This is a genomic window from Halovalidus salilacus, from assembly GCF_031852275.1.
Taxonomy (GTDB): Archaea; Halobacteriota; Halobacteria; order Halobacteriales; family Natrialbaceae; genus Halovalidus; species Halovalidus salilacus.
The window spans coordinates 3,477,282-3,489,626 of sequence record NZ_CP134700.1 but is presented as its reverse complement, the minus strand read 5'-3'; the positions used below and the strand labels follow the sequence as shown (position 1 = coordinate 3,489,626).

Below are 12,345 nucleotides of genomic sequence, written 5' to 3'. Positions count from 1 at the left end.
CGCCGAATCACCGAATCAGACCCGCTAGTCCGACGCGCTGGGTTCGGCTCGCCGCCTCGCGTCGGCGTCGTAGCCGACGACGACGTTCGCGTATCCCAGTCCGGCGACGATGATCGCGGCCGCGGCGACCTGTATCGCGACGTGGCCGATCGAGCCGAACATCGCGGCGAGCGAGACGGCGACGTACCCGATCCGCCACGCGGGGGAGAGGTCCCGCGCACCGTCGAATCCGACGGTCGCGACGATGAGGCCGACGGTCCCCGCGAGGACGACCGGGAACGCGACCAGGGTCTCCTGGGACCAGGAGATGAGGCTGTTGTTGGCGACGAACGCGTACGGGATCACGAACCCGGGCGCGCCGAGCTTGAGCGCCTGGACGGCCGTCTTCGTGAAGCTCGCGCCCGCGAGGCGGGCGCCGATCGCCACTGAGATCGCCACCGGGGGCGTGATCGCCGACAGCATCGCGAAGTAGAACACGAACATGTGGGTCGTGATGTCCGGAACCCCCATCTCGGTGACGGGCCGAGTGACCAGCGCGGCGACGAGGACGTACGCCGCCGGCGTGGGCATCCCGAGCCCGAACAGGATGCTCGCGATCATCGCGAGGAACAACACGACGAAGAGCCCGCCGCCGAATCCGAAGAGGGAGACGTCGCCCAGGCCGATGATGGTCGTGGCGACGCGGCCCGGCAGCCCGGTCGTGTCGAGGAGCTTGACGATCACGCCCATCGCCGCGAGCACGCCGACGAGGGGTGCCATCTCGAGGCCGCCCTGTTTGAAGCCGTCGACCGTCTGTCGGGCCGTGCCGAGGACGGATCGACCGGTCGAGGCGGCCGCCCGCTTGACGGTCGCGCCGTCGAGGGCGCCGCGGGCGACGTTCCGTCCGGTCGCGGCGAGCGAACGCGGTATCAGGGAAGCCACCTCGAGCAGCGCCGTCGACGTCGGTTGCCCCTCGATCGACGACTGCGTCCGTTCGACCGTCGCCCTCACCCGCTCGTCGGCGGCGAACGCGTCGACGAGCGCGTTCCGGACGAACATCACCCCGACGATGGTGAAGATGGTGTACATCCCCGACGTCAGCGGCGTGTACTGCTTGTAGATGAGCGTGTACAGGAGGACCCCCATCGGAATCGCGAAGTGGACGCCGCCGAGCAGCAGGTTCCAGGAGAACGGCGATAGCTCCCTCGCGGTCCACCCGAACTTGAGGATCGTGAAGTGGACGGCGACGCAGACGCTCAGGTAGAACAGGGCCGCCGGCACGACGCCCGCCCGAACGATCTCGAGGTAGGAGACGCCGATGATGTCCGCCATGAGGAACGCGGCGACGCCCATCACCGGCGGAAGCATCTGCCCGCCGGCGGAGGCGACGGCCTCGATGGAACCGGCGACGTCGTCGCGCACCCCCTGATCTTTGATCATGGGGATGGTGAAACTCCCGGTCGTGGCGGTGTTCGCGGCGGCACTGCCAGTGATCGACCCCATGATCATGCTCGAGATGACGGCGACCTGTACGACGCCGGTCCGGAGGCTCGAGCCGAGTTCCTTCCCGACCGTCCGGACGAAGTCCATCAGCCCGAAGGCCTTGGCGAGGCCCGCGAACATGATGAAGATCGCGACCCACGTCGAGCCGATTCCCATCAACGTACTGTCGTAGACGCCGCTGATCGCGATCGCGCCGTCCTCGACGATCGACTCCCAGTTCTCGCCCGAGTGGCCCAAGATCCCGCCGAGCAGGGGAGCGACCGACTCGTGTGTGTACGCGATCGCCAGCACGGCGACCCCGGAGATGGCCGTGCCGAAGGCCCGGCGCGTGGAGTCGATCGCCAGTATGATCAGGAGCGCGCCGACGACGTGATCTGCGGTCTCGAACCCCGCCAGGTACGAGTCGCTATCGAGCCGACCGAAGTTCGTGTAGACGTACCACATCGTCGCGAGCGCGACGATACCGAAGGCGACGGCGACGTACGGGTCGACGCGGTCGACGGCGTCTCGAACGCGGTCGAGCGCGCCGGCCTGGTCGGCGCCAGACGCCGAACTCGACGTCCCGCTCGTCGCGTCCGCCTCCTCGTCCTCGGCGGACGTTTCCGCGAGAAGTCCCCCGATACCGCCCCGTTCGTCGCCAAGCTGACGCCGCGCGTAATCGAAGTAGTACAGCGCCAATCCGACGCCGAGGAAGACGATCATGTACCGTTCGGTCCGGCTGAGCCACCCCGGTTTGTCGAGAACGACATCGAACGCCGCCGGCCATCCGGTGAGCAAGAGGATCGCGTACCCGACGGTGTAGGCCGTCAGGCCCACCGCGAGCGTGGCGGTGATCGGGTCGAGGACGCGCAGGATCGTTCGATCCGAATCGCGATTGGTACCTTCCATCGGAGATCAGTTACCGGCGCTTTCGAAGTCGTCGCTCCAGATGCCGATCTCGTCGTAGAAGTCGGCGGCGGCTTCGTGGAACGGAATCCCCTCGTAGGGATTCTTGACGAAGAACTCCTCTTCTTCGAAGAATCCCAGCAGCGCGTTGTACTCCTCCAGGTCCGAGCGGTATTCGTGCATCACTTCGAGGAAGTCGTAGACCGTATCGTAATCGAGGTCGGCCCGGGCGACGAAGTTGTACGAGAACGTCGGGGCGGGAATCTCCCCCGGGGTCTCCGCGTCCTCGAGCGCGCTGGTGTCGACCGGCTGTGCGAGGACTCGATCGTCGTCCTCCCACTCCTCTGCGGTCGAGTCGTCCACGTCGAGCACACGGAGGTCGACCGAACTCATGTTGTCTTCCATCCACGACGGCACTGCGGTGAAGTTCATGAGCGTCCCGACGCCGACGTCGAGTTGGTTCTCGTTCATCTGGCTCCCCTGCTCGCTGTAGTCGGCGTTTCCGCGCTCGTACTCGTCGACCGCGTACTCGAGGGCTCGTTCCAGGCCGGCGGCGGTACCGGACCCTTCCGGCGTCGGCGAGACCGTCATCCCGGATTCGATGTCCGAGAGGGTCTCGAGGTCCTCGTTGTTGGTGATGAAGTACCACGGGAGGTCGTAGAAGTGAAACACCTGCGTCAGATCGAAGTCCAGTCCGTCGTACGGCTCGTTCCCCTCGCGGATGTCGTGTGCCGACCAGTTCTGGATGTACACCATCTCGGCGTCCTCGCCGTTGAGGTCGCCGATGTTCTGTTCGGTTCCGTCGCTCGAGGCTACCTCGACGTCGAGGTCGTCGCTTTCGTCGTTGATCGCGCTCGCCAGTCCCTGATTCGCGGTGTACGCCGTCGTCCCCGACGTCGACGTCTGCATCCGAACGGTCGAGTTGTCACTGCCGCCGCTGCTCAGACAGCCGGCGAACGACGCGACCGATCCGATTCCGGCCGCAGCGAGGAACGATCGGCGAGTTTGTACACCGCTCGAAAGAGAGGGTCTGTCTACCATGACAGCAGACTCATTCCCGCTGTAATATAACATTACCTGTATCCATCTCTGAATATATGTATCAGTACCAGGATGTTTGCACGGAACGCCGATCGAGGTGGGTGGGGATGGAACGGCAACACAGACCACAATGCCTATTGCCCCGATTGCGAACGTAGATAGTATGCTGGATTTCGTTCAGCTCGAGGAAGACCTCGGCCAGGAAGAGCGGATGATCCGGGACACGGCCCGGGAGTTCGTCGAAGAACACGTCAGACCGGACATCGGGGAGCACTTCGAGAACGGCACGTTCCCCACCGAACTGATCGCGAAGATGGGGGAACTGGGCTTCTACGCCCCCAACCTCGAGGGGTACGGCTCGCCAAACGTTTCGGAGACCGCCTACGGCCTGTTGATGCAGGAACTCGAGGCCTGCGACTCCGGCCTCCGATCCATGGCGTCGGTCCAGGGTGCGCTCGTGATGTACCCGATCCACGCCTTCGGCAGCGAGGAGCAGAAGGAGGTGTGGCTCCCGAAGCTCGGCCAGGGTGAGGCCGTCGGCTGCTTCGGCCTCACCGAACCCGAACACGGCTCGAACCCCTCCGCGATGGAGACCCGCGCCGAGAAAGAGGGCGACGAGTACGTCCTCAACGGCTCGAAGACGTGGATCACCAACTCGCCCATCGCCGACGTCGCCGTCGTCTGGGCTCGCGACCGCTCGAGCGAGGGGAACCCGGTGCGGGGCTTCCTCGTCGAGACCGACCGCGACGGCGTCTCGACCAACAAGATCACCGAGAAGCTCTCGCTGCGCGCCTCGATCACCGGCGAGATCGGCCTCAACAACGTCCGCGTCCCCGAGGAGAACGTCCTGCCGGGCGTCTCCGGGATGAAGGGTCCGCTGTCGTGTCTCACGCAGGCCCGCTACGGCATCGCCTGGGGGGCCGTCGGCGCCGCGCGGGATTGCTTCGAGCAGGCCCGCCAGTACGCCCTCGACCGCGACCAGTTCGGCGGTCCGATCGCCCGCTTCCAGCTCCAGCAGCGGAAGCTCGCGGAGATGGCCACCCAGATCACGCTCGGTCAACTGCTCGTCTACCGCATCGCCGACCTCAAAGAGCGCGGCGACCTCCGCCCGCAGCACATCTCGATGGCAAAGCGCAACAACGTCCGCATGGCGCGCGACCAGGCCCGCATCGCCCGCGAGATGCTCGGCGGCAACGGCATCACCACCGACTACTCGCCGATGCGTCACATGGCTAACCTCGAGACGGTCTACACCTACGAGGGCACCCACGACATCCACACGCTGATCCTCGGCGAGGACCTGACCGGCATCGCCGCGTACGAGTAGGCGAACGTCGATACCTCGCCGGTTTTCTTCGTTCGTCGACGGCGTCCCGAATCTCGCCGGTTTCCCGTCTCTCTCGCGATCTATTTTCGCCGGACCGTCTTACAGGAACGAGCCCTTTCCGTTGACCGGCTCCGTCCAACTGTATTTCACATCCCGGCGACCGCGTTTCATTATTCGGAACGCTCTTTGTGTATGACGACGAGTATCGACCATGGAAACGGAACCCGGTGACGGAGACGGCGCGGGGGTTTCGACGACCAGGAAGACGTTTCGCATCCTCGAGGCGCTCACGGACGAAGACGGCGTGACGATCACCGATCTGACGCGCCGGACCGGCCTCTCGAAGAGCACGGTGTACCGCCACCTGCGGACGCTCACCGACCTCGGCTACCTGATCGAACGCGACGGCGAGTACTCCATCGGCTTCCGGTTCCTCGAGATCAGCGAGCGGGCCCGCAACCGGAAGCGGGGCTACACCGCCGCGAAGCACAAGGTGTTCGAGCTGGCCGAGGAGACCGACGAGCGGGCGGTCTTCGTCGTCGAGGAGGCGGGCGAGGGCGTCTACGTCCACCGCGTCGGGAGTTTCGACGACACGATGATCGGGCAGCGCCGCCCGTTACACACGCTTGCCTGCGGGAAGACGATCCTCTCTGCGTGGGAGGACGACGAAGTCGCCCGATTCGTCGAGGAGACGGGCCTCGAGCGGTACACGGACAACACCATCACCGATCCCGACGACCTCTTCGCGGAACTCGAGACGATCCGCGAGCGCGGGTACGCGGTGAACGACGAGGAGCACATGGACGGTCTGCGCGGCGTCGCCGTCCCGGTCTACACCCCCGACGACGAGCTGCTGGGCGCGCTCGGCGTCTTCGGGCCCACCAGCCGGCTCAAAGACGAGCGCCTCCACGACGAACTCCCCGAACTCCTCCGCGACAAGGCCGGCGAGGTTAAGGTCACCCTCGCGTACGCCTGACGGGCGACCGCGCTCCGAACCGGTTCGCTCCGCGATCCGGTTCGGCGCTTCTCCTCGAGTCGGCCGTGGCTGCGAATCGCTCCAAGACGTCGCCCCTTGCTGACCTCCGTTCTACTCTCCGAACGTACCGTTCCGCTCCGCGAACCTCGTCCGTCGGACCGACCACGGCAACCGCCGTTCGCCTCCGTCGCTTCCCGGCCGGGTTCACCATGCGAACGCACGGACGGACGAGCGACGCTTCGAGGATCACGTCCCGCAACGACGGGCGACCTCCTCCGCAAGGGACCGAGAGTTTATAAGCTATTTCGCGGCCAACGCCGGTATGGATTGGATACGATCCATCGACCGACGAACGGCCCTGAAACGACTCGGCTCGCTCTGTGGCGGGGTGGTCGTCACATCCACGGCGGTGGCCGCGGGTTCCGGCGAGTCTGCCGAACCGGCGCGTTCGAACGACCCCGACGAGGGTGGATCCGACGGCGGCTCCGGGCCCCGACCGACCGCCTACCCCGCAGCCGTCGATCGCATCGTCGACGGCGAACACGTCGTCATTCTGCTCGAGGACGACGGCCGCGTCGTCGACGAACGCGTCGTCCCGAGCGACGACTACCCCTGGCTCGAGGAGGGCGACCGCGTGATCGTGGTGCTCGACGACGGCGAACTCCGATTCGTCGCGCCGGATCCTCGATGAGTCGAGCAGCCGTCGATTGCGGTCGCCCACCTCCCCAGCGCGGGCGCCGTCTCGACGGCGACGGTCGGCCTCGAGACGCGCCGAATCTCACTCGATGGGGATCCTGGTCACCTCGCGCGACGACCGCCGTCGGGGAACGACGACCTCGTCGGCGTCGTCCGCCGCGACCCCGTCGAACCCGTCTGATCCGTCGACGTCCACGTCCCCGCCGGACTCGTGATACGCGAGATCCGCTCCCTCGTCCGCGAGCGCCTCGAGGTGGGCGCTGATCCCGTTGTGGTGGCCCGCACCGATCACCGCGACCACGTCGTTCCCCTCGCGGCGCAGTCGGTGGAGTCGCCGCGCCATCGCTCGGTCCCGACGATCGATCAGCACCTCGGTTACCTCCGGGAGCAGGCGACGCATCTGGTCGATCGCCGGCTGGACGTCGTCGCCGCGGTCGATCTCCGAGACAGGCTGCGTCAGGAGTTCGAGCTGGGTCGCGTAGTACTCCGGACCCATCGTCTGGGCGCGCATCGCCACCTTCGGGAGCGTATCGAGGCCGATCCGCCGGGAGAGGGCGGCGAACGTCTCCGTCAGCGAGTCGTCGATGAGCGCGATTTCGGTATCGAGTTCGGCTGCCGTCTCGATCGCCGTCTCCATCTCGGTCTTCGTCGGATCGAGGCCGTACAGCCGGACGACGGTCCGCTGTACCCACTGGAACGTGGCGTACATCGCCCCGGTCGCCGGGGGTAGCTCCCGTGCGAGCTCGGCCGGACTCACCGTCTGGCTTCGCTCGAGGCGGTCGAAGCGGCGTTCGTCGAGTTCGACGGCGACGACGTCCGGTCGCACCTCCCGGATCGTCTCGCGCGTACGACGCCGGTGGATCGGCGAGAAGTGAACGCTCGGCACGAACGTGATGGAGCCTTCGTCGGACATGCGGATTCGCTCTCCCTACGCCGCCCGGGGACTTGAAGTCAATCGTCGCGGTGGTGACTGTCCGCGCGAGGATCAGATCTCCGTGACCGTCTCGTGGGGCGTCTCGACGGCCTCGGCGTCCTCGTGGAGCAGCGCCACGACGAGGTAGGGGACGTAGCTCCGGAAGTAGGCGACGAGCTCCGCGATCCGGTCGGAGTCGATCGCCTCGAGGGAGTCGAGCAGCATGAACGGGACCGTCTCGTAGACGTCGTGAACGAGGTAGCCCGCCAGCGCGAACACGAGCCCGGTGACCTCGCGCTCGCTCTCGCTGAGGTGGTCGATCGAGTCCTCGTAAGCAGAGCCGTCGTCGGTGCTGCGGACGATCTTCAGGTCGAACTGCGATCGCGTGACCGTCCGGCGCCCCTCGCGCACCTCCGCGCTCGAGCGGTGGATCCAGATCCGATCGAGGTTCTCGTACTCGAGGATCTCGAGGAGGTTCGCCATGTGCTCGTTGAACGACTCGACGGCGTCGGCCTCGATCCGATCGATCCGGGTCCGGAGGTCGGTCAGCCGCTCGGAGACCTCCTCCCGCTCGTCCTCGAGATCCGCCCGCGCGCCGAGCTCCGACTCGATCGACGCGATCCGATCGGCGACCTCCTCGCGCTCCTCCCGGGTGCGTTCGAGTTCGAACTCGAGTTCGTTCACCTCCCGGTGGCGGTCCAGCACCTCGTCGTAGGTCTCGTCCTCGAGTTCGTCGACGGCCGTCTCGAGTTCGTCGACCGCGCCTTCGAGTCGCTCGCGGTCCTCGCGCAGGTCCTCGAGGCGGTCGGATCGCCGCTCGAGTTCGTCTTCGACCTCCGCGAGTCGTCGTTGGGTCTCCTGGTACTCCTTCCGGCGCTGGTCGAGTTCCTCGAGTTCGCGCCGGCGCTCGTCGAGTCGGTCGCTCACCTCGCTGCGTTCCTCGAGGCGGTCGGAACGTGCGCGCCGAAGCTGCTCGACGGTCGCCTCGATCTGGTCGCGGGGGACCGACGACCCGCACGTCCAGCAGGAGACGGTTTCCGCGCCGGTTTCCGACTCCGGTTCGGCCAGGAGCTCGTCCGTAACGTTGCCGCTCGAACCGGCGCCGTCGGCTTCGGGACCGTCACCGGCGATGTGAAGTACCTCGCTCGGGTTCCGGAGCATCCGCTCGTTGAACTGGATCGTGCTCTGGAGCTGGCTGATCTCGTCGCTGAGTTCCTCGCGCTCGTCCTGGAGCGCCTCGATCTCCGCCTCGAGGCGCTCGCGCTCCGTTCGGTCGTCGGCGGGGAGCGATTCGAGGGTGGATTCGACCGACTCCCGGTCGTCCTCCAGCGCGGCGATGCTCTCGCGCTCGGTTTCGATCCGGCGTTCGACCCGCTCGAGTTCGGTCCGCGTCGCCCGTAGCTCCTCGAGGCGTTTTTCGAGTTCCGACTGCTCGTCGTCCTCGTCGCGCCCTTCGGCGCGCTCGTCGTTCGTCTCCTCCAGTGCGGACTCGGCCGCCTCGAGTTCGGCCTCGAGCGACTCGGTCTCGTCTTCGAGCCGCGACCGTCGCTCCTCGAGGGCGGGGAGGCTCGCCTCGAGGTCGTCGAGTTCGGCGAGGCGCTCGTCGATCTCCTCCTTTCGGCGCCTGCAGCGGTCGATCTCCGACTGGATCTCGTCGGTGTCGACGGGACGCATGATCAGTTCGCGCAGGTCGTCGCCCCGTTCGACCGCCCGTCGCGCCTCGTTCGACTCGAGGAGGAACGCGAAGAGATCCGCCAGTTCGGGGTCATCGAGGTACGGGTCGCCGTCGGTGACGACGGCCCCGTTTCGCCGCCGCAGCGTGCGGCGATACGTTTCGTCGCCCAGTTCGAGGACGGCCGTTCCCTCCTCCGCGTCGGCTTTCAGGCTCGCGCCGTCGCTCCCCAGAGCGGCCATGATCGCTTGCAACAGCGACGTTCGGTTCGTCGCGTTTCGACCCGTCAGGACCGTGACGCCCCGCGTAAGGTCGACTTCCGTCTCGTCGATGCCGCCGATGTTCTCGGCGCGAACGGTCGCGCCGTTCGGCGCCGAAGTATCTTCGCTAGCCGTCTCGGTTTCCATGACAGCCGATTGTATCCTCTGATAAATATATGTTGTCACGTCGATCGCCGGGTCGCGAGGGGTGTCGCGGCCGGATCGGTGCGGACCGTTCCGCCGCCCGTCCCGCGCTTCGTGCCTGCTCGAGACAGAATTCGCCCGCGCAGGGATTCGGAGCGACGACCCGGTCTCGTCCCGCGACGGCTCCGCAGCGCGTTCACCTGGACGAAACGTTGCTATCCGCGTCGGTCAGTCGCCGGCGTCCGTCGACCGTCGGCGGTCGTTCGCCGATGTGGGTCCGTTCGCGTCTCACGTCGGAGTTTCTCCGCCGCACTCGCAGCCCCCTCGCTCGAACACCTCTCTGAGCGTGAGTTGCTCGTGGCACTCCTCGCAGGTCACGGTGATCGAGACGAGGACGCTGTGTTCGCCGAGGTCGAGGACGTCCGTCCGTCGCAACCGATCGACGGTCTCCTCCGTGACGGTGGCGGTCCGGGCCTGGAGGGCGCGGAGCCGATTCCGGCCGCGCTCGAGTCGCTCCTCGTCGCTCGGCTGCTCGAGCGAGAGTTCCAGACACTTCGTCAGGTGGTTGTACACGGTCTGGTGGGAGACGAAGTCCGATTCGAGGCGGTCGACGGGGATCGACTCCCGCTCGAGTTCGTTCCGCGTCTGAACGCGCTCCCCGCTACTGACGTCGTCGTCGGTCAGCAGTCGGTAGGTGTTCTCGATCTCGCCGTCTTTGTACCGAACGCCGGTACGATCGAACGCGGCCTCGAGGATCGACTCGTTGACGTACCTCGCGAGTCGCCTCGTGCTGTAGCGCTCGTCGCCCTCGCCGGTCCAGTAGCGCGCGAGTTCGCCGTCCAGGTCTGCGAGGTCGTACCGGGCCGCGATGCGGCCGACCTTGCACGAGCAGGTCGAGTCGGATTCGGATTCGCTCACGTTCGGACCTCTACTTTGCCCCACCGCTAAAGCGTTCCGAATGGTGATCGTCGTACCGCGGTGACGGTTGCGACCACGCCAGCTACCGCCGTCGTCGCCCCTTCGTTTACACAACTACGCCTGTAAACGGCGCGCGGGGGTTCTGCGAGCGGTGTACGCCAGTGACAGCGCTCGGGAGCGGCTCGAGCAGCGTGTTCAGTGGAGCTGAACAGAGAATGCGACGACGCACTGATCGACGGAGCGCGCTCGTGAGGCGTGAACCACAGTATCGTCCGTTAAGAACTCCTCGTCGGAGGCGATCTGAAATCGGGTGCTCGGCCGTTTTATGCGTCATCAGAGGGGAAAACCGGCGATTTCGGTATCTCGTTCTATCGTGGTGAACGCATCGGTCTTCCAGTTCCGATCCCGTCTCTCTCCTCCGTTGACCGCCGCGTATCGAGAGTGCGTTCGATTTCGAACGTTCCGGACCACGCAGGAAGCAGATCGCTGACGGTCCTCTTCCCCCCGTTTCCGGCGGTTGGAGGCGCCGTCGACGACGACCGACGAGAGTACCCGTTCCGTACGGGTGAACGGCCGAACGGTGCACGATATCGTCGAACCCCCGACGGCGAACGGATCCCTCGGAACCGGCGGGACATGTTCAATACGGTAACAATTATATGTGTGGTTCTATCATACCGACCATGGACTTTAGCGAACCGTCCGAAGCGGTGCAGATCAAGAAGGCCCTCGACGGCTTCATCGAGCGCGAGGTCGCCCCCCTCGAGTCGGAGCACGACCAGTTCCTCGGTTCGGATTACGAGAAGCACGTCGTCGACGACGACCACCGGCAGGTCCCCGAGTACCGGAAGGTCGTCGAGACGATCCGGAAGAAGTCGGTCGAAGCGGGCTTCTACGGGATGACGATGCCCGAGGAGGTCGGCGGCGGCGACGTGGACATCCTCACTCGAGCGATCGTCGGCGAACACATGTCGAACCGCCCGCCGGGATTCCACAGCGCGATCTTCGGCGGCGCCGGCGGGCCGACGCCGATCCTGCTGGCCTGCGACGACGAGCAGCGCGAGGAGTACCTCGACCCGCTGATGGCGGGCGAGATCACCACCTGCTTCGCGCTGACCGAACCGGGCCACGGCAGCGACGCCCACCACATGGACACCCGCGCGGAGAAAGACGGCGACGAGTGGGTCATCAACGGCCAGAAGTGTTACATCACGAACGGGCCGTACGCCGACTTCGCGATGGTGTTCGCCCGCACGAGCGGCGAGGACGGCGAACTTCGGGGGATCACCTGCTTCCTCGTCGACGCCGACAACCCCGGCTTCGAGGTGGGAACGATCCACCGCGCCATGGGGATGACCCCCGGAACGCACTCGGAGCTGTACTTCAATGACTGCCGCGTCGGCGAGGAGCAGGTCCTCGGCGAGGTCGACGGTGGCTTCCAGGCGGCGATGAACTGGATCGGCGGCGGTCGGATCAACATCGCCGCCGGTTCGGTCGGGACGGCCCAGTACCTCCTCGACATGTCGGTCGAGTACGCCCGCGACCGGGAGACGTTCGGCAAACCGATCGGCCACCGCCAGGGCGTCTCCTTCCAACTCGCGGAACTGGCGACGGACATCGAGCAGGTCCGCCAACTCTACCGGTACGCCGCGTGGAAGATGGACGAGGGCGAGCGCGCCCGCAAGGAGGAGTCGATGGCGAAGCTCCGGGGGGCACAGCTCGCGAACGACGCCGCGGACGTCGCCATGCAGGTTCACGGCGGTGCGGGATACATGAAGGAACTCCCGATCGAGCGCCACTACCGATCGTCGCGCGTCTTCCGCATCTTCGAGGGTACCGACGAGATTCAGAAGCGAACGATCGCCCGCGAACTCATCTGAGCCGCGCCACGCCCGTCTCGAGTGCGACTCGAGCGGAGCGTCGAGTCGCGCATCGAAGCGGTCCGCGACGGCCGCCGCCGCGGGTATCGAGCGGCAACTGTGACCGGTCCGCTGACGCGTCCGCGTCACCCCTGCCCGTACACTTTTCTCG

The 12,345-nt window shown here is 66.2% G+C and carries 9 protein-coding genes; 4 read left to right on the top strand and 5 right to left on the bottom strand.

Going from position 1 to position 12,345, the window contains the following annotated elements; translation table 11 throughout:
- Positions 1-24 precede the first annotated feature (24 nt).
- Positions 25-2,370, bottom strand: coding sequence for a TRAP transporter permease (locus RJT68_RS17150; RefSeq protein ID WP_407037748.1), 2,346 nt, complete (start codon positions 2,368-2,370; stop codon positions 25-27).
- A 6-nt stretch (positions 2,371-2,376) separates the two neighbouring features.
- Entirely contained in the window at positions 2,377-3,408 is a 1,032-nt protein-coding gene (locus RJT68_RS17145; protein ID WP_407037747.1) for a TAXI family TRAP transporter solute-binding subunit, read from the bottom strand.
- A gap of 163 nt (positions 3,409-3,571) precedes the next feature.
- On the opposite strand from RJT68_RS17145, the gene RJT68_RS17140 reads away from it, so the two are divergent.
- The 3 genes from RJT68_RS17140 (at position 3,572) to RJT68_RS17130 (ending at position 6,402) form a co-directional block, all read left to right on the top strand.
- Positions 3,572-4,735 (top strand): acyl-CoA dehydrogenase family protein, encoded by a 1,164-nt coding sequence (locus RJT68_RS17140; RefSeq protein WP_407037746.1) that lies wholly within the window; start codon positions 3,572-3,574, stop codon positions 4,733-4,735.
- 211 nt (positions 4,736-4,946) lie between these two features.
- Positions 4,947-5,711, top strand: a complete 765-nt coding sequence (locus tag RJT68_RS17135; protein WP_407037745.1) for an IclR family transcriptional regulator — start codon at positions 4,947-4,949, stop codon at positions 5,709-5,711.
- A 322-nt stretch (positions 5,712-6,033) separates the two neighbouring features.
- Positions 6,034-6,402, top strand: coding sequence for a hypothetical protein (locus RJT68_RS17130; RefSeq protein WP_407037744.1), 369 nt, complete (start codon positions 6,034-6,036; stop codon positions 6,400-6,402).
- Between the two features lie 87 nt (positions 6,403-6,489).
- On the opposite strand, the gene RJT68_RS17125 is transcribed toward RJT68_RS17130, so the two are convergent.
- The 3 genes from RJT68_RS17125 to rdfA form a co-directional block, all read right to left on the bottom strand.
- Complete coding sequence (locus tag RJT68_RS17125; protein ID WP_407037743.1) at positions 6,490-7,320, bottom strand: TraB domain-containing protein; 831 nt, start codon at positions 7,318-7,320, stop codon at positions 6,490-6,492.
- A 72-nt stretch (positions 7,321-7,392) separates the two neighbouring features.
- A complete protein-coding gene (locus RJT68_RS17120; protein WP_407037742.1) occupies positions 7,393-9,399 on the bottom strand; it encodes an archaea-specific SMC-related protein in 2,007 nt (668 codons plus the stop codon).
- Between the two features lie 285 nt (positions 9,400-9,684).
- Positions 9,685-10,314, bottom strand: coding sequence for a rod-determining factor RdfA (gene rdfA / locus RJT68_RS17115; protein ID WP_407037741.1), 630 nt, complete (start codon positions 10,312-10,314; stop codon positions 9,685-9,687).
- Between the two features lie 683 nt (positions 10,315-10,997).
- Here rdfA and RJT68_RS17110 point away from each other — a divergent pair.
- Positions 10,998-12,194 carry an acyl-CoA dehydrogenase family protein gene (locus RJT68_RS17110; RefSeq protein WP_407037740.1) on the top strand — a complete coding sequence of 399 codons (1,197 nt, stop codon included), beginning with the start codon at positions 10,998-11,000 and terminating at the stop codon, positions 12,192-12,194.
- The last annotated feature ends 151 nt before the right edge of the window (positions 12,195-12,345 follow it).

Coding starts and splice junctions, on each gene's coding strand:
- RJT68_RS17150 (WP_407037748.1), bottom strand. CDS start 2,370: ATGGAAGGTACCAATCGCGATTCGGATCGAACGATCCTGCGCGTCCTC.
- RJT68_RS17145 (WP_407037747.1), bottom strand. CDS start 3,408: ATGGTAGACAGACCCTCTCTTTCGAGCGGTGTACAAACTCGCCGATCG.
- RJT68_RS17140 (WP_407037746.1), top strand. CDS start 3,572: ATGCTGGATTTCGTTCAGCTCGAGGAAGACCTCGGCCAGGAAGAGCGG.
- RJT68_RS17135 (WP_407037745.1), top strand. CDS start 4,947: ATGGAAACGGAACCCGGTGACGGAGACGGCGCGGGGGTTTCGACGACC.
- RJT68_RS17130 (WP_407037744.1), top strand. CDS start 6,034: ATGGATTGGATACGATCCATCGACCGACGAACGGCCCTGAAACGACTC.
- RJT68_RS17125 (WP_407037743.1), bottom strand. CDS start 7,320: ATGTCCGACGAAGGCTCCATCACGTTCGTGCCGAGCGTTCACTTCTCG.
- RJT68_RS17120 (WP_407037742.1), bottom strand. CDS start 9,399: ATGGAAACCGAGACGGCTAGCGAAGATACTTCGGCGCCGAACGGCGCG.
- RJT68_RS17110 (WP_407037740.1), top strand. CDS start 10,998: ATGGACTTTAGCGAACCGTCCGAAGCGGTGCAGATCAAGAAGGCCCTC.